The sequence below is a fragment of the Acinetobacter sp. YH01020 genome (assembly GCF_013420275.1).
Lineage (GTDB): Bacteria > Pseudomonadota > Gammaproteobacteria > Pseudomonadales > Moraxellaceae > Acinetobacter > Acinetobacter amyesii.
Genome location: NZ_VOYN01000001.1, coordinates 196,701 through 213,598, shown reverse-complemented (window position 1 = coordinate 213,598; position 16,898 = coordinate 196,701). Strand labels below are relative to the sequence as shown.

General features: G+C 41.6%; 11 protein-coding genes, 4 tRNA genes and 1 pseudogene. 7 read left to right on the top strand and 9 right to left on the bottom strand.

The window, feature by feature from the left end:
- Positions 1-310: 310 nt before the first annotated feature.
- The 8 genes and pseudogenes from FTT85_RS01050 to FTT85_RS18915 all read right to left on the bottom strand — a co-directional run bounded on the left by FTT85_RS01050 (position 311) and on the right by FTT85_RS18915 (position 8,861).
- Entirely contained in the window at positions 311-1,168 is an 858-nt protein-coding gene (locus FTT85_RS01050; RefSeq protein WP_078192776.1) for an alpha/beta fold hydrolase, read from the bottom strand.
- Positions 1,169-1,462: 294 nt separating this feature from the next.
- Positions 1,463-2,731 carry an OprD family outer membrane porin gene (locus FTT85_RS01045; RefSeq protein WP_180182618.1) on the bottom strand — a complete coding sequence of 423 codons (1,269 nt, stop codon included), beginning with the start codon at positions 2,729-2,731 and terminating at the stop codon, positions 1,463-1,465.
- A 523-nt stretch (positions 2,732-3,254) separates the two neighbouring features.
- Positions 3,255-4,274 (bottom strand): 4-hydroxy-2-oxovalerate aldolase, encoded by a 1,020-nt coding sequence (dmpG, locus tag FTT85_RS01040; protein WP_180182617.1) that lies wholly within the window; start codon positions 4,272-4,274, stop codon positions 3,255-3,257.
- Positions 4,275-4,285: 11 nt separating this feature from the next.
- On the bottom strand, positions 4,286-5,182 hold the full coding sequence (locus tag FTT85_RS01035; RefSeq protein ID WP_180182616.1) for an acetaldehyde dehydrogenase (acetylating): 897 nt from the start codon (positions 5,180-5,182) through the stop codon (positions 4,286-4,288).
- Between the two features lie 36 nt (positions 5,183-5,218).
- Positions 5,219-6,016, bottom strand: coding sequence for a 2-keto-4-pentenoate hydratase (mhpD, locus tag FTT85_RS01030; protein WP_078189749.1), 798 nt, complete (start codon positions 6,014-6,016; stop codon positions 5,219-5,221).
- 689 nt (positions 6,017-6,705) lie between these two features.
- Complete coding sequence (locus FTT85_RS01025; protein ID WP_180107109.1) at positions 6,706-7,374, bottom strand: HAD-IA family hydrolase; 669 nt, start codon at positions 7,372-7,374, stop codon at positions 6,706-6,708.
- A 151-nt stretch (positions 7,375-7,525) separates the two neighbouring features.
- The gene (locus FTT85_RS01020) at positions 7,526-8,497 is read right to left on the bottom strand and encodes an RluA family pseudouridine synthase (RefSeq protein ID WP_180182615.1); all 972 of its coding nucleotides are present in this window, start codon (positions 8,495-8,497) and stop codon (positions 7,526-7,528) included.
- Positions 8,498-8,552: 55 nt separating this feature from the next.
- Positions 8,553-8,861, bottom strand: a pseudogene (locus FTT85_RS18915) (hypothetical protein).
- Between the two features lie 394 nt (positions 8,862-9,255).
- On the opposite strand from FTT85_RS18915, the gene FTT85_RS01015 reads away from it, so the two are divergent.
- The 6 genes from FTT85_RS01015 (at position 9,256) to FTT85_RS00990 (ending at position 15,487) form a co-directional block, all read left to right on the top strand.
- Entirely contained in the window at positions 9,256-12,684 is a 3,429-nt protein-coding gene (locus tag FTT85_RS01015) for an Rne/Rng family ribonuclease (RefSeq protein ID WP_180182638.1), read from the top strand.
- 185 nt (positions 12,685-12,869) lie between these two features.
- Positions 12,870-14,711 (top strand): long-chain-acyl-CoA synthetase, encoded by a 1,842-nt coding sequence (locus FTT85_RS01010; RefSeq protein WP_180182614.1) that lies wholly within the window; start codon positions 12,870-12,872, stop codon positions 14,709-14,711.
- A 140-nt stretch (positions 14,712-14,851) separates the two neighbouring features.
- A tRNA-Lys gene (locus FTT85_RS01005) sits at positions 14,852-14,927 on the top strand.
- 21 nt (positions 14,928-14,948) lie between these two features.
- Positions 14,949-15,024, top strand: a tRNA-Lys gene (locus FTT85_RS01000).
- Between the two features lie 49 nt (positions 15,025-15,073).
- Positions 15,074-15,149, top strand: a tRNA-Lys gene (locus FTT85_RS00995).
- A gap of 262 nt (positions 15,150-15,411) precedes the next feature.
- Positions 15,412-15,487 (top strand) — tRNA-Lys (locus tag FTT85_RS00990).
- A gap of 137 nt (positions 15,488-15,624) precedes the next feature.
- Here the strand turns inward: FTT85_RS00990 and FTT85_RS00985 are convergent.
- Positions 15,625-16,251, bottom strand: coding sequence for a hypothetical protein (locus tag FTT85_RS00985; protein ID WP_218955409.1), 627 nt, complete (start codon positions 16,249-16,251; stop codon positions 15,625-15,627).
- 328 nt (positions 16,252-16,579) lie between these two features.
- Between FTT85_RS00985 and FTT85_RS00980 the strand changes: the two genes are divergently transcribed.
- Positions 16,580-16,837, top strand: a complete 258-nt coding sequence (locus FTT85_RS00980) for a PspC domain-containing protein (RefSeq protein ID WP_078189754.1) — start codon at positions 16,580-16,582, stop codon at positions 16,835-16,837.
- Positions 16,838-16,898 lie beyond the last annotated feature (61 nt).

Here is a 16,898-nt window from a genome sequence, read left to right as displayed (position 1 = left end):
TAAATGTTTTAATCGACGCATTTTATCTATCATGCATATCGACTTGATGGAAAATAACTTATAAATTTTAGTTTAGACATTGATAAAAATTGCTAAAAATAGCCGATTTACAACTTAAGTCTAATAAATAATTCCCCATCCCCAACCATTTAGATGAGCTTATTTTATGCCTTTTTACTGATTTAGACCGTACACTGTCGACCTTTTAATGAGAATAATACTCATTTAAAGTATTTCTTTCAAAAGATTTATATAAAAAAAAGGATGGCAAAACCATCCTTTTTTTGAATTTCATGTCAGTGACAAGAAATTACACACCACGCGCTTTTAAATAATCTTTAATCACGGTGTTGAATTCTTCTGCTTTTTCAACTTGAGACCAGTGGCCACATTGGCTGAAAATATGCGCATCAGCATGAGGAACGGTATTCAAAATATCCCACGTACGAGATACTGGAATCACCACGTCTTGTACACCGTGAATCAACAATACTGGCACAGTAATGTCTTTCATTTTTTCGAAGTCGAGTGGGAATTCGAAACGGTCACGGTCGCGTGCGCCAACAACATCCATCAAACGATTTGATGCATAGTCATTTGCAGCAGAAGCGAAACGTACTTTTACCAATTCATCAGTAATCAAGTCTTTGTTTACAACAAACATAGACAAGGTTTTCTTGATGCCTTCTTCGGTTAATACAGGGTTTGCATGTGCTTTAAGTGCTGCAGTTTGTTTAGCACCGCCTGTACCCATAGAAACGATACCCAATACACGTTCTGGATAGTCCAAAGCCATTTGGAATGCTAACCAGCCACCGAGTGAGTTACCCACTAACCAAGTTTTTTCAATACCTAGGGCATCTAACGTACGTACAGCGTGATCAACCCAAGCACGGATACCATAAGCAGTATTCGGTGCAACAACAGTTTGACCATAACCAATCGTATCGATAGCGATACAACGTGCTTGTTCACCAATTTGAGGTAGGTTCAACCACCAGTTAGCAGCAGCAGATACACCTGTACCTGAACCGTGTAAAAATAGAATTGGTGTGCCTTCACCCACTTCGTGGTAATGCGTTAATTCGCCTTCAGCAGTTTCAATCCATTTATCTTCTAAACCAAAGAATGAATCAGTTGTATAGTCAGGAATCTGAACAGTGCTCATACATGCTCCTCGTATTGCGTAGAGCTTATGTTTCAATCCATAACGGATTTAAACACAAGGGGGACTCTTTTGGATTTTGTGGTTTTTACAGTCTCATATTACCTGTTCAGCCACTGCTAACTGATACATATTTACGATCATAAACAACAAATAGACTATAATTTAAGTTATTGTTTTTTAAATATATAAATCAAAAATATATCCATAAAATCTTTGAGGTATTTCTTTTTTAAATAACCCAGCGAATAAAAAGGGAAGCAATGAATCCACTTCCCTCTTTTTTATCCTGAGAAATTAGAACTTATAGGTATAAGTTGTCGCTACACGGTACTCTTGCAAGTCAGATTTGTAATCGAAATCGGCATCGATATACATTGCCTGGAAGCCTAAGCCCTTCAACTTACCTTCAGGCACGGTGTAGTTCACAATTAAGTTCAATTCATCTGACTTCTGATCTTTAAGACCAGCAATTTCTGCATCTGAACCTGTGAAATACACAGCAGTTGTATTTAAGCCTTTCACACCCATTTCTGAGAAATCATAGCCATAAGTAAAGCCCCATGATTTTTCATTTTTTGCAGTAAATGTTGCTATACCCCAGTTGACTAAGTACGGCTGCGGCACCCATCCACCCAGTGTTGGGAATGCATTATCACCAAACATTTGTTGATAACCCAAACCAAAGGTATGCGAACCGTAATTCACTTTCGCACCAACCGATAACGCTTGGTTATCAATTTCGCCATACAGTTTGTCACCCGAATCCGAGTTGTCAAAATAACGGATATGGCTATCCAGTTTGGCTTTGTCACCTAACTTAGTTTTATAGTTCGCGCCGACATATTGCTGTGTGTAAATGTCTTGAACATCGGCATACCAATAGCTACCACCAATTTCAGGTGTGAATTGATGGTCAATACCCGCAATATACATACCATCAGAAGTTGGCCCAAGATCATAATGACCCATGGTGCCATCTGGTAATCTTTTACCTGGAGCGAACATTGATAAATCACGGAATTGGTTGTCATAACGGTTATTGATCCCGTCAATGTATGCCAAAGTTAACTTAGTATCTTTAATCTCTTTCGATTCTAACCATGCACCGCTATAAGTCGTCATTAACTGACGTGATGGATCGAAAACCAACACTGGAGAAACTGGTAATAACTCACCCACTTTCAACTCAGTTTCAGATACTTTGGCTTTCAGGGTCACGCCCACTTTACCAAAGTTATCTTTTGATTCTTTACCATCGTGCGGTAAGATCCAGTCTGGGTTTTTATCACGTGCATTAAGTTTAAATGCATGTTGAACCAAAAGGTCAGCACCCACTTGAATACCTGCACCAATATCTTGATACCCTGACTTGGCATCCAAAGTCACACCCTGTGACCATGAACCCCAGTTACCCGCCGGATTTTCTTTAATTTGACGGTCTAAGTAGAAGTTTTTAAATTTCAATTGTACTTGGCTGTCGTCAACAAAGTCCGCATAAGTTGCAGATGTTCCTAATGTTGCTGTCGCAGCAAGAATTGCTATCCATAAATTTTGACGACGCATGGCTTATTCCCAGTGATCAAATTAAGCTATGACATCATCATGCTCAACAATACCTTGGAAAAAAATCCGACTACAGTATTAAGGTTTATCAGGCTTTTGTACGACTTGAACTTTGGAAGCTATTTCTAGTTATTTTCCTTAGAGATTAAAACAATAACTCTTTTTTATTATTTAGAACGACTGATTAAATTAACCCCATGTTTTATTAACGTAAAATAGAAAGTTTTTTATTTTTCGCAATTACATACGCTGTATTAATTGCTTTTAAGTTTAATCAAAGTTTTTTGCTGAGATTTATCCTTATTTTAGTTATAAAATTTAACTATAACATGATATTTAATTTATATAATAATCAAAAACTTAAAGTTAAATTTCACCACCATGACTGCTCGAAATCGACCATTGGTTCGCAGAACTTTTCTTATTTCAATCCGCTTTCCATGCCTCAAGCCCATCTCAAACCAAAACAGCCACTTCAGACATAAAAAAAGCGCCCATTTCGGGCGCTTTTTTTTAAAGCAAATTAAGCATTTGCCTCTTTCGCTTTAGACATCGTCAACGCTAGGTCTTCGATCATATCTTCCTGACCACCAACCGTACCACGACGACCAAGCTCAAGAAGAATTTCACGAGCAGATACGCCGTATTTCGCTTCAGCGCGTTTTGCGAATAATAGGAATGAAGAATACACACCTGCATAACCTAAAGTTGCTGCATCACGGTCAGCACGGATAGGCTGATGCATCATTGGTATAACCAATTCTTCAGCAACGTCCTGAACTTTGAACAAGTCTACGCCAGTGTCCATACCCATACGGTTCGCCACCGCAACGAATAGTTCTAATGGTGTATTACCTGCGCCTGCGCCTAGGCCAGCAGATGCCAAGTCGACACGGATCGCACCCGCTTCAACAGCAGCAACAGAGTTTGCCACGCCCATACCTAAGTTATGGTGACCATGGAAACCAAGTTCAATCTCTGAACCCAAGTTTGCACGTAAGATACCTACACGGTCAGTCACATCTTGAGGAAGCATGTAACCTGCAGAGTCTGTTACATAAATACAGTTTGCACCGTAAGACACCATTTTTTGTGCTTCTTCGAGTAATTTCTCTGGTGTCGCCATGTGCGCCATCATCAAGAAGCCCACAGTGTCCATGCCGAGTTTACGCGCAGCCGTAATATGCTGTTCAGAAACGTCTGCTTCAGTTGAATGTGTTGCTACACGAATCGTAGAAACACCAACATCATGTGCCATATGCAAATGATCAACCGTACCGATACCAGGAAGTAAAAGTGCAGACACTTTCGCCTGTTTTAGGTTTGGAATAACGGCTTTTAAGTATTCTTCATCAGTTGCTGCAGCAAAACCGTAGTTCACTGAGTTACCACCAAGACCGTCACCATGAGTAACTTCGATCAGCGGTACACCGGCATCATCAAGCGCAGTTGAAATAGCAATCATTTGCTCGATAGATGTTTGATGGCGCATTGGGTGCATACCATCACGTAAAGTCATATCGTGAATAATAACCTTAGACATGTGGCTACTCCTTAAGCTTCAACAGTGGATAAAACGCGTTCTGCAAACATTTCTGCAGTACGTGCAGCTGCCGCAGTCATAATGTCGAGGTTACCTGCATATTTAGGAAGATAATCACCTAAACCTTCAACTTCTAAGAAGATTGAAACACGGTTACCGTCAAATACAGGACCATTTACAAGTTTGTAACCTGGTACATATTTTTGAACTTCAAGAATCATCGCATGTACAGATTCAGTGATTGCTGCTTGATCTGGTTCACCTTCAACAAGACAGTGAACAGTATCACGCATCATCAGTGGTGGCTCAGCAGGGTTAATGATGATGATCGCTTTACCTTGTTTCGCACCGCCCACTTTTTCAATAGCGCCAGCAGTCGTACGAGTAAATTCATCAATGTTTTTACGTGTACCTGGACCCACAGATTTTGTTGATACTGTTGCAATGATTTCGCCATATTCAACAGGCTGAACTCGTGAAATCGCAGCAACCATAGGAATCGTTGCCTGACCACCACATGTCACCATGTTGACGTTCGGAACTTCACCTGCGTCCAATAACGCTTCTAAGTTTACTGGTGGTACGCAGAATGGACCGATTGCAGCAGGTGTTAAGTCAATCATTAACACGCCAAGTTCATTTAATTTGCGGCTGTTTTCAGCATGAACATAGGCAGAAGTTGCATCAAATGCGATTTTAATGTCGTCTTCAATTACGTGTGCAAGTAAACCATCTACGCCTTCAGCAGTGGTTTTTAAACCCATTTTAGCAGCGCGAGCCAAGCCTTCAGACGTCGGGTCAATACCAACCATCCATACTGGTTCTAAAAATTCGCTGCGTTGAAGTTTGTAAAGCAAGTCAGTACCAATGTTCCCTGGACCGATCAATGCACATTTAATCTTTTTCATGAATGTGTACTCTTAAAAATTCCGTAAAACCCAAGCTTATTTCGCTGCAAATGCTGCAGTCACAGAACCAAAGCCTTCAATTTCAACTTTGAATTCATCACCAGGATTTGCCACAACCATTGGGCCTAAAGCACCGGTCAATACGATGTCACCTGCAAGCAATGGACGACCACGACGAACCATTTCGTCAGCCAACCACACTGCTGCATTTAATGGGTTAGAAAGACACGCTTTACCCACACCTTGTGAAACCACTTCTTCACCACGCGTCATGACCATTTTGCAATTTACAAGGTCAAGATCTGCAAGTTTTACAGGCTTAGAACCCAGTACAAAACCTGCTGAAGATGCGTTATCTGCCACAGTATCAATCAACGAGATTTTCCAGTTTTCGATACGGCTATCGACCACTTCAATTGCAGGCAGTGCATATTCTGTTGCACTAATAATGTCTGCATAGGTGTGTTTTTCTTTGGTCAAATCTTGGTTAATCACCAAAGCAATTTCTGCTTCAACTTTTGGCTGAATCAATAAACCAGCAGGGATTTCTTCACCATCGCCATACGCCATGTCAGCAAACAACATACCGAAGTCAGGTTGATCAACGCCTAACTGCGCTTGTACAACTTTTGAAGTTAAGCCAATTTTACGACCTACAAGGCGACGACCTTCTGCCACCGCACGTTTGGTATTCACTTCTTGAACGGCATAAGCAATATCTACATCAGCACTTTCACCACCAAGTTGTGGACGGATCGGTGCAATCGCAGCCTGATTTACTTCCGCATCGCGTAATGCTTGCGCAACTGATTCAACAACAGCAGAATTCGACATCAATGTTTCCTTAAACTGCAAAAATTGGATGCACAACGTGTTTCATCCCGATCACCATCAAAATCAAAGTGATGAAAGTCATGTCAGGATTCGCCTAAAGCATTTCACTTGACATACTACACGTTATGTTTAGATGCATTTAGCATCGAGATTTTAGAAAGTGAATACCAATACTTATTTTATTTATGACTATAGCTATTAGCTATAAATTAATCATTATTTATTATTAATATTCAAAAACTTAAGTCAAAATAATTAAATAAAATTCACTATTTTTTTCGCCCTTAAATCTGAATCTCTACTAAAAAACTTGGCTTATACGACTAAAAGATAAGATTAAAAGATTATTTTAGCGTCAGGCCAACTTTTACGCATAGGTGTTTAATTTCATCTGATTTAGTTTAATAAATTGAAAATTTAAAAATAAATCAATAAACAACAATAAGATAAAACCAAAAATTCAAACAAAAAATCTATTCCAACTTGTGGTAAAAGGCCAAATAGTTGCGCTCAACTTTTTAAGGTAAATTTGCTAGAAGACTGCTTGTTATTGTAGAAAAATCTAGTGTTATTACTTTTTTAAATAATTGAATTTACTCATTTCAACAAGTAGAGCTTGCATTACTATTCATTTGGTAACAAAAAAGGTGAAAACAAATTTCACCCTTTTTACTCGTTTGTATCTAAAACTATACAGCTAGACGTAATTTCACGTGTTCTAGTAGAAATTCAGTCAAATCACCTACGCTATGTGCAATATGTAAGGGTTGAAAATACTGGAGTGTTTCTACAGTATGCACTCCATAGCTCACGCCTACACGTGGCATCTGAATATTGAGGGCCATTTCTAAATCATAAGATGTGTCACCGACCATAATGGCTTGATCAGGACGCAGCCCTGTTTCCGCCAAAATTTCTGCCAACATTAATGGATCTGGCTTAGATTTGGTTTCACTGGCTGCTCGGGTCGCACAAAATAGCTCATGACTTTGCGTTTGAGCCAAGACACGGTCTAGACCTTTACGACTTTTTCCTGTTGCAACAGCCAATTGTAGACCGGCATCGCGTAATTCCTGCAACATATCCGCGACACCATCAAACCACATATCCCCTTTGGAATGGGCCACATAGTGATCGGCATAACTTTGCAAAATGTCGCTGTGCAATTCAGGAACCGTCGGAAATAACCGCTGTGCGACTTCCGGCAGACCTAAACCAATAATACTTTTCGCATCAGCATCGGTCAGCGGCTGTGAATATTGATCTGCTGCAAATTTTAAACTCGCTACAATTTGACCCACAGAATCAAATAAAGTGCCATCCCAATCGAAAATGACTAGTTTTACAGCTGAGTTCATACGTTTTCCTAGATTTGATTCAGTGTTTGGTAATTCAGATTCTGGAGTGCATCAATTTATTTACCTCACCCCGGCCCTCTCCTTAAAGGAGAGGGCGAAAGAAAACTTACGAAGCAGTCCTGCTCAGGGAGAGAAGTCTCGTATTTAAAACTTACTCGTCATCTTCTGAAGACTTCACCACTTTGTCGGCTTTTTGCGCGCGTAGCTGCGCCACAAGGCTTTGCATATCTTCTGGCAATGGCGCTTCAATGGTTTGGTAACCCGGAATTTCTAAACGCATAGCATGTAGACATAAACGACGTGGCTTTGGACCACGGTATTCAGTTTCATGACCGTATTTTTCATCGCCCACCAATGGATGACCAATACTTAAACCATGTACACGGATCTGATGGGTACGGCCCGAAAGTGGAGACGCATACACCAATGTGGCATGCATAAAACGTTCTTTCACGTTCCACAGCGTCTTCGACTCTTTACCTTCTTTAGGTGATACACGAACACGACGCTCGCCATTTGCCAGTTCGTAACGATGCAAAGGCTGATCAATGAGCTGCTTATCCAAACTCACCACGCCTTTCACCACAGCAGCATAAGTTTTTTGGATTTTGTGCTCACGTAACATGTCTTGCAGGCTTTTTAACACACTACGTTTTTTCGAAATCATCACCAAACCAGAAGTGTCGCGGTCAATTCGGTGAATCAGCTCAAGGTATTTCTTCCCTGTTGCGACACGTAAACCTTCGATCAAGCCATACGCCACACCACTACCGCCGTGAACAGCAATACCAGAAGGTTTGTTTACCACCATTAAGCCTTCATCTTCATACACCACACGGCTCAGTAAACTTTGCGCGACTTTGTCCGATACGGGAACCGCAGACTCATCTTTTTGCTCATAACGAATTGGAGCAACTCGAACTTGGTCACCAATATTGAGTTTGGTTTCCGCTTTGACGCGTTTTTTATTGACGCGGACTTGGCTTTCACGAATCAGACGATAAATGCGACTTTTAGGCACACCTTTCAGACGACTAAACAGGAAATTATCAATACGTTGACCCGCCTGATGCTCGTCCACTTCAAACCAGGTGACGCTTTGCCATTCTTGCGTAGAATTCATACAGTTACTGTGACCTAAAAAAATACTAAAATTGATTAAAAATTGATCATTTAAGCTATACTTTTCGCAAGAAACATAAGCTTAGCCCATAGGCAGATGATGCAAGGTTTGATATAGTCAGCGCACGGAAACCACCGTAACTGAGTAAAAGTTGATTCATTTCAGTATTTACTGTCATTGAACTTTCAAGCAATTACTCATTTAGCTCGGAAAGGTCCCAAAAGAATTATGCCGACGCCGAAGGCTTATTATATCGGCAAAACTGCAAACTGTTGCGTTTAATTGTGCCGTAGGTACATAAAACAGTTTGCCCCAAAAAAATATGTGCCAACCAAGGTTGGTTTTTAAACGTAAACTGATACACATCAGACCAGTCGCTCCCTGGAAATCGTGTTCAGGCCACAACGTTTGATGCATTGGATCTGCACAGTTTGTAAAGGTACGATGATAATTCCGTATCAAGACGCTCTATCAGATATGAATGGATGCTCTTCGAGCAATGTGACAGTGAAAGTTACTCACATCCAATGCACCGTTTGTCCGCCAGTGAAACGCGTTCAGGTGACTTTAATCGTTTAAAAGATTGAAGCCGTATTGCCATCATCAATACGTGAATCAAAAACCGTTGCCCGCCCAAAGAAGGTCGGTACACATGCACAGATGATGTTTTTCGATCTGTGCAACTTGATCCATGCTATCTGATGCTCGCTACGAGTCAGGCGATGTTCTTCTGTGTATCACTATTAGGTGTTACACCCATGAAACGTATGTTGATTAATGCAACACATGCCGAAGAAATTCGCGTTGCACTTGTCACTGGTCAGCGTCTTTACGATTTTGACTTAGAGAATCGTACCCGTGAACAAAAAAAATCGAATATCTATAAAGGTCATGTGACTCGCGTAGAGCCGTCTTTAGAAGCTGTATTTGTTGAATACGGTGCAGGTCGTCAAGGTTTCTTGTCGATGCGCGAAATCGCTAATTCTTATTACAAAGCAGATCCTCGCCAAACTTCAAACATCCGCGAATTGATCACTGAAGGCACTGAGCTTTTGGTTCAAGTGGAAAAAGAAGAACGTGGTAATAAAGGTGCTGCCCTTTCTACATTTATCTCTCTTGCTGGTCGTTATTTGGTCTTGATGCCAAACAACCCGAAAGGTGGCGGTATTAGCCGTCAAATTTCAGGTTCAGTTCGTGAAGAATTGAAAGAAATGTTGGCGTCTTTAAATGTCCCTCGTGGCATGAGCGTGATTGTACGTACTGCAGGTATTGGTCGTTCTCAAGAAGAACTCCAACTTGACCTTCAACACTTGCTGGACCTTTGGGCACAAATCCAAAGCACATCAAGTTCTGGTCCATCACCAATGTTGGTTCACCAAGAAGCCGGTGTGGTTACACGTGCAATTCGTGACTATTTACGTGATGATGTTGCTGAAATTCTGATTGACTCTGAGCAAGCGTATAACGAAGCGTATAACTTTGTTAAAGCGGTGATGCCACGTCAAATCGACAAATTAAAAACCTATACGTTAAATGAACCGTTATTTGCTCATTTTGGTATCGAAAGTCAAATCCAAACTGCCTATGAACGTGAAGTAAAACTTCCTTCTGGTGGTTCAATTGTGATTGACCAAACTGAAGCATTGGTTTCAATTGATATTAACTCTGCAAAATCAACACGTGGTAGCGACGTAGAAGATACAGCGCTCAATACCAACCTTGAAGCTGCTGAAGAAATCGCTCGCCAATTACGTTTACGTGATATCGGTGGTTTGGTTGTGATCGACTTCATCGACATGACCAAAGACCGTAACCAACGTATGGTTGAAGCTAAACTTCGTGAAGCAACACAAAGTGACCGTGCACGTATCCAATTCGGTCAACTGTCACGCTTTGGTTTGATGGAAATGAGCCGTCAACGCTTACGTCCATCGCTTGAAGAAGCCACAGGTTATGTGTGCCCACGCTGTCATGGCACAGGTATGGTACGTGACCTACGTTCTTTATCACTTTCAATTATGCGTAAAGTGGAAGAAATTGCGCTACGCGAACGTCATGGTGAAGTTCAAGTTGAAGTGCCTGTTGAAATTGCTGCATTCTTATTGAATGAAAAGCGTCACAGCCTTGTATATCTTGAACAAACTTCAAATGTTCGTGTGACTGTACTTCCACACCCTCACCTAGAAACACCACATTACGAAATTTCGTATAACCCTGAAGGTTTTGCACCTACAAGCTATGAACGCACTGAAGCGACACGTTCTAGCGAAAAAGAATTGGGTTACGAAGCATCTGAATGGCATTTAGGTGAAGAACAGGCCGCTGCTGCTCAGCAACAAGCACCTGTACAACAACAAGAAAAAGGCCACAAAAAGAATAAGCAACAACCCGTTGTTGCTCAACAAGCACCTGCACAAGTTGCCGCTCCTGCAGCATCATCTAGTCCATGTGCATGGTTAGAAAACTTATTTGTTCAAAAACAAGCTGCAACCGTTGACCAGTCGCGTACTGCAAACAATGCCGCTGCTGCAATTGAACAAATGGTAAATAGCGGTGCTGCAAGCCGTGGCCAGTTTGGTCAAATTACCCCTGCATCGGCAGCGCCTGTTGTTGTCGTAGACAATAATGCTTACCTTGCGCCTTCTTCTGTTGTGCACAAACAAGAACGTGACAGCCATTCAGAAAAAGCTGACCGTGAAGAAAAACGTCACAACAAAAAGCGTACTAAGCATAAAGAACCACGTGAACAAGAAGCTCAATCGCATCAAGTTCATGAAGAAGTGTTACAACCTTCACGTCAAGACCGTCAAGAACAGCGTAATAACGAAGCACGTCAAAACGAACGCCAAGAGCAACGTTCTGAACGTCAAGAACCGCGCCAAGACAACCGTCAAGACCAACGTGAAAACCGCCGTAACTCACGCCGTCAACACAACAACGAACAAGTACAGCAAGATGTTCAAAACAATGAACAACCGCAGTCTGTTCCACGTCGTGACCGCAACAACCAACAACGTCCAAATCGCCCAAATCGCCACCGCGATCAAAGCGTATTGAACGAGCAAGCGATTGCTCAGGAAGTTGCAACTGAGCAACAACCTGAAAACCGCAATCAACGTCAACCTAAAGTTGAAGTTGTTAATGCACCACGTCAAGACGTGATGCCAACAGCACTTGTAGTAAATGTTGATCAAGCTCAAAGCGAAATCGTAGCGCTAAATACTGCCCCAGCAGTTGAAAAACCTGTAGAAACCCCAGTAGTCCAAAAAGCCGCTGTCGTTGAAGCAGAAAAAGTGGAAAAACCTGCGACTGAAACAAAAGAAGTAGGATATAAACCACAGCATGCGCAGCAAAAACCGTCTCGTGCAAGCAATGACCCTCGTCAGCGCCGCCGCGAACAACGTGCAGCTCGCGCTCAACAAGCACAGGCTCCGAAAATTTCGCCATCTCAAGTGCCGACACTAGGTCAATACACTGTAAGCAGCTTGATTAAGCATGTATACGGTGAAGACTGCTCAGTACTGATTGAGCAATTTGGCTTAATTCCAACATTCAACCGTGCATTGCAAAAATTCACGGAAGAATATGCCGCGACTTTGACTGCACCTGCAGCTGAAGCAGCTGTAGAGAAAAAGCCTGTCACTCGTGATGTTCAAGTTACAAAAGCTGCACCTGAAGCTGAACCAGCGCCAATGTTGGATTTGACACCACCAAAGCCTGTGTCAGATAAACGTGTTGCTAATGACCCACGTGAGCGTCGTCGCCTTGCTAAACTTGCCGCTGAACAAGCGAAACAAGACCAAGCAAAAGCACATGCTGAGGTGGAAGCTACGCCTGTCGCAGACACTGCTATTGAGGCGCCTGTAGTTGCAGAAGCTAAAGCTGCTACAGTTGAAGCCAATGTATCCGACGTTGCAGGTCAAACTGAAACACCTGAACCCGTTCAAGCTGAAGTACTGACACCCGTTCAAGCTGAACTGGATGTGAGTGCGCAACCTGAAAAGACGGAAGAAGTGTCTGAAGCTCCTACTAAACCAGTAGAAGAAAAAGCTCAAGCCGTTGAAGCGGAAAAGAAAGTTGAGGTTCCTGTAGACGAAAACTCGGCCGCTGAAGGTGAAAAACCTGCACGCCCTCGTCGTCCTCGCGGTCGTCCACCGAAAAAAGCAAACACCGCAACTGAGCAGTAATTTGCTATTTTGCAGGTGAATAAAAAAATCCAGTCATTTCGGTGACTGGTTTTTTTTTGATACTTTTGTCAAATTAGGTTGATTGCACTAGATCGAAACGATTAAAAGACAATTGTAGAATTTGCTACAAATTTCATTGCAAAGAAATAGACCGTATCGGATTACGAAAAATAAATAGGATTCACATGAGCCAAACTACACAACACGACCTTATTGGGATTGCTGATGTTGCAGCAAAAATTCCCGCGTTCATTAGCAAAGTACCCAACCTGTTGAGTGGTCTAAAGCAAGCCTATTTACGTACCCCAAATACTTCCGCAGGCTTAGGGATTGCATTTGAAAAAGCCGTAAAGCGTAATCCCAAAGGCTATGCGCTATATTTTGAAGAGCAAAAATACACCTATAACGAACTCAATGAATGGGCCAATCAAATTGGTCACTATTACCTAGCACTCGGCGCAAAAAAAGGTGATGTGATTGCGGTGATGATCGAAAACCGATCTGAACTCGTGGCAACTATCGTGGCTTTAGCCAAAATTGGCGTCACCAGTGCCTTGGTCAACACCTCACAAGTTGGCAAAGTCCTGACACACAGCATCAACTTAGTGAACCCAATTGCGGTAATTGTGGGCGAAGAATGCCGTCAAGCCGTAGAAGATATTCGTAATGATCTCAGTGTGGCTACAGATCGTTTACATTGGTTTGCAGATCAAGCCACTCGTGTTGATGCCGGTCAAGCACCTAAAGGCTTCTTAAACCTTGCAGAAGCGATTGATGAATTTCCAAAGTTCAACACACCCACCACTGCAAGTGTAAAAGGCAAAGACGGCCTATTTTATATCTACACCTCTGGGACAACAGGCTTACCTAAAGCGGTGATTTTCACCAACAGCCGTTGGACTTTGGCTTATGGAACATATGGTCACGTCCTTAATCTGAATAAAGATGATGTGATGTATGTGACCTTACCGCTCTACCATGCTACAGGTACTGTAGTTTGTTGGTGTGGGGTGATTGCCGGTAGCGCCACGCTTGCCCTGCGTCGCAAGTTTTCAACTTCATCGTTTTGGAAAGATGTACAAAAATTTGATGCGTCAGCCATTGGCTATGTGGGTGAGCTTTGCCGTTATTTGATGGATGCCCCACATTCAGACCTTGAAAAAGGCCATCGTGTGAAAAAAATGATTGGTAACGGCATGCGACCAAACATTTGGGATAAGTTTAAAGAACGCTTTGGGGTCGAAGAAGTCCTTGAACTCTATGCGTCAAGTGAAGGCAACGTCGGCTTTAGTAATGTGTTTAACTTTGACAACACTGTTGGTTTTTCACCAACGCCTTATGCGATTATTCAGTTTGATAAAGAAAAAAATGAAGCTGTACATGATGCTAAAGGTCGCTGCATTAAAGTGAAAAAAGGCGAAGTTGGCTTACTCATCGGTAAAATTACCCGTCGCTCACCTTTTGATGGCTATACCGACACGGAAAAAAACAAATCCGTCATTATGAAAGATGTATTCAAGCATGGTGATTCATACTTCAACACTGGTGACTTGGTTCGAGACATTGGCTTCCGACATGCACAATTTGTCGACCGTCTAGGCGATACTTTCCGCTGGAAAGGTGAAAACGTCTCAACCACTGAAGTTGAAAACATGGTGAGTGAGTACGATAAAATTGCTGAAGCTGTGGTTTATGGCGTAGAAATTCCAGATACCAATGGCCGTGCAGGTATGGCTGCCATCACGCTCACCGATGGTGCCGAACTCAACGAACAAGATTGTAGTGAAATGGTTCTACAATTTAAAAAATGCTTACCCGCTTATGCTGTGCCAGTATTTTTACGTGTACAGAAAAAAGTCGAAACCACAGGTACGTTTAAATACCAAAAAAATAAGCTAAAAGAACAAGCCTTTGATCCTCAGCAAACGGATGAGCGAATCTTGGTTTTACTGCCAAATGCAACTGCTTACTGCGATTTAACTCCTGAAATTTATGCCAATATTCAGGCATATAAATACCGTTTTTAAGCAAATAGCGCTCATTTTAGCGACAGATATCCGCTAAAATGAGCTACTTTGTTGTATTTATAATCAAACAAAAGCAAGTTTATGAATTTTTACTTGCGCTTGAAGCAGATCTTGCTACAATACGCACCATCAAGCGAAATGGGTCGTTAGCTCAGTTGGTAGAGCAGTAGACTTTTAATCTATTGGTCCCGCGTTCGAGTCGCGGACGACCCACCATTTCCTTCGATACCACAAGATGGGTCGTTAGCTCAGTTGGTAGAGCAGTAGACTTTTAATCTATTGGTCCCGCGTTCGAGTCGCGGACGACCCACCATCTTTCTAAAATGCCAGTTTTAGATTACAATCTTGTACATACCCCCTAAGGGTCGTTAGCTCAGTTGGTAGAGCAGTAGACTTTTAATCTATTGGTCCCGCGTTCGAGTCGCGGACGACCCACCATTCTTTCTTAGGGCTTCTTTCTTCCGGCAGTTGAAGAAAAAGAAACCTGCAGGTTCCGACCAAGACAAACCATCACCATTATTGGTTTTGATTCGCCATTCTCGAAATTTTGCTATAGCGATGTTGCGAAGTATCATTCTTGTCTTGCTAGATGAAGTATTTGACCTGAAAAATTTTAGATAACAAATATTCCCTAGTATTCAAAACTACGCGCTTCGTTTATCTTGCTAAAATTTTAAAATGCTCTTTTAAAATTTTCTCAGGGTTGTTAGCTCAGTTGGTAGAGCAGTAGACTCTTAATCTATTGGTCGTGGGTTCGAACCCCACACAACCCACCAATTCTGTTTAGTCTTAACTATGTCGTATTAATAATTCAATTTTTTATTTGCTAGTAACATTTGATCCACCAAGATCTGCGAATTTCACGCCGACACTCAAACGCAATTTATAATTTTATTTACTTCATTCGCAGTATTTAATTTGGGTCTTTCACCAAGGTATAGGCATGTTGAGGCTGAGGATAACCTTTAGAAAATAATTCCTGATTTCGATCGACTTCACCTTGACGAATTTTGTCTAAATCCATAGTGATTTTATTTTCATTAATCACGCGATAATAAAAATTCACGCCTTCTTTTCGATGAACCACCAGCTCGGTATGTGCTTCATTGACACTCCACGTATCCTTACGATATTTCACATTAATGCCTGACGTATTGGTTTTTTCAGCAAACACTTTTCCAATTTGAATAATACTGCGGTGTACCGTGCCATCTGGCAATAAGTTAAGGATGAACTCTGCATCGCCTTCTGGGCATGGAATAAAACTGTCATCGCATTTCACTTTGGCATGAAAACGTCCAATAAAAATTTTGGCATGCTCAGGAACAGGAGCTGACTTTATTTCATCGTCATTCGGCAATGTCGCCTGCCCTGCCACTTGGGTTAATTTTTTTCCATGATCTTGCTTCGCTTGAACTTCCGATGCGACAGTTGATGCTGAACTTTCACCCTTATCCGCTGCGGGTTGAGGCGTTGGACTACAACCACTAAAAGAGAGGCTGAACACTCCTGCAAACACTGAAAGATATGCAAATTTCATCAAAAAAGGTGAAGCCGATGTTTTCATATAATGTGCCAAGACCAATCATTCATTGGTTTTTTCAGTTCTTGCTGACTTAATATTGTAATCAAAAAATCAACGCTGTATACATATATTTGCGATATATGTTAATCATATCTCATTGTTATCGTTGATATTTAATTAATAATCAAGCTATTTTAAAGGCAAACTAATCAAACCAATTCTTCAAATTACATAACTTTACTTAATTTTTTTTCTGCACCCTTTAAATCGCAAAGCTTGTCACCATTTCTATAATATGAATTTGGAAATATTCAAATTTATTCTTTTTTTGAAGGAGACCTGAATGGCCAATGTTGGTTTATATCGCTCAAACCGCTCTAACATGATTGCTGGTGTGATGGGGGGTATTGCTGAACGTTTTGGTTGGAACGCAAATTTACTGCGTATTATTTTTATCTTTGTATCATGCTTAAGCGCAGCCTTTCCCGGTATTTTGGTGTACTTGGTTTTATGGTTAGTCATGCCTAAAGCACAAGATAACTTTTTCCGTACCAATGGCTATTCAGATCCAATCCGTACTGTGAATGATGACAGACGTTAAAATCCCTTGACCCAGTTTGGTCGCTACGGTTTCTCCCCCAAGATTCCGTAGCTTTTTTTTG

Coding starts and splice junctions, on each gene's coding strand:
- FTT85_RS01010 (WP_180182614.1), top strand. CDS start 12,870: ATGAGCCAAACTACACAACACGACCTTATTGGGATTGCTGATGTTGCA.
- FTT85_RS01020 (WP_180182615.1), bottom strand. CDS start 8,497: ATGAATTCTACGCAAGAATGGCAAAGCGTCACCTGGTTTGAAGTGGAC.
- FTT85_RS01015 (WP_180182638.1), top strand. CDS start 9,256: ATGAAACGTATGTTGATTAATGCAACACATGCCGAAGAAATTCGCGTT.
- FTT85_RS00980 (WP_078189754.1), top strand. CDS start 16,580: ATGGCCAATGTTGGTTTATATCGCTCAAACCGCTCTAACATGATTGCT.
- FTT85_RS01025 (WP_180107109.1), bottom strand. CDS start 7,374: ATGAACTCAGCTGTAAAACTAGTCATTTTCGATTGGGATGGCACTTTA.
- FTT85_RS01045 (WP_180182618.1), bottom strand. CDS start 2,731: ATGCGTCGTCAAAATTTATGGATAGCAATTCTTGCTGCGACAGCAACA.
- FTT85_RS00985 (WP_218955409.1), bottom strand. CDS start 16,251: ATGAAATTTGCATATCTTTCAGTGTTTGCAGGAGTGTTCAGCCTCTCT.
- FTT85_RS01035 (WP_180182616.1), bottom strand. CDS start 5,182: ATGAAAAAGATTAAATGTGCATTGATCGGTCCAGGGAACATTGGTACT.
- mhpD (WP_078189749.1), bottom strand. CDS start 6,016: ATGTCGAATTCTGCTGTTGTTGAATCAGTTGCGCAAGCATTACGCGAT.
- FTT85_RS01050 (WP_078192776.1), bottom strand. CDS start 1,168: ATGAGCACTGTTCAGATTCCTGACTATACAACTGATTCATTCTTTGGT.
- dmpG (WP_180182617.1), bottom strand. CDS start 4,274: ATGTCTAAGGTTATTATTCACGATATGACTTTACGTGATGGTATGCAC.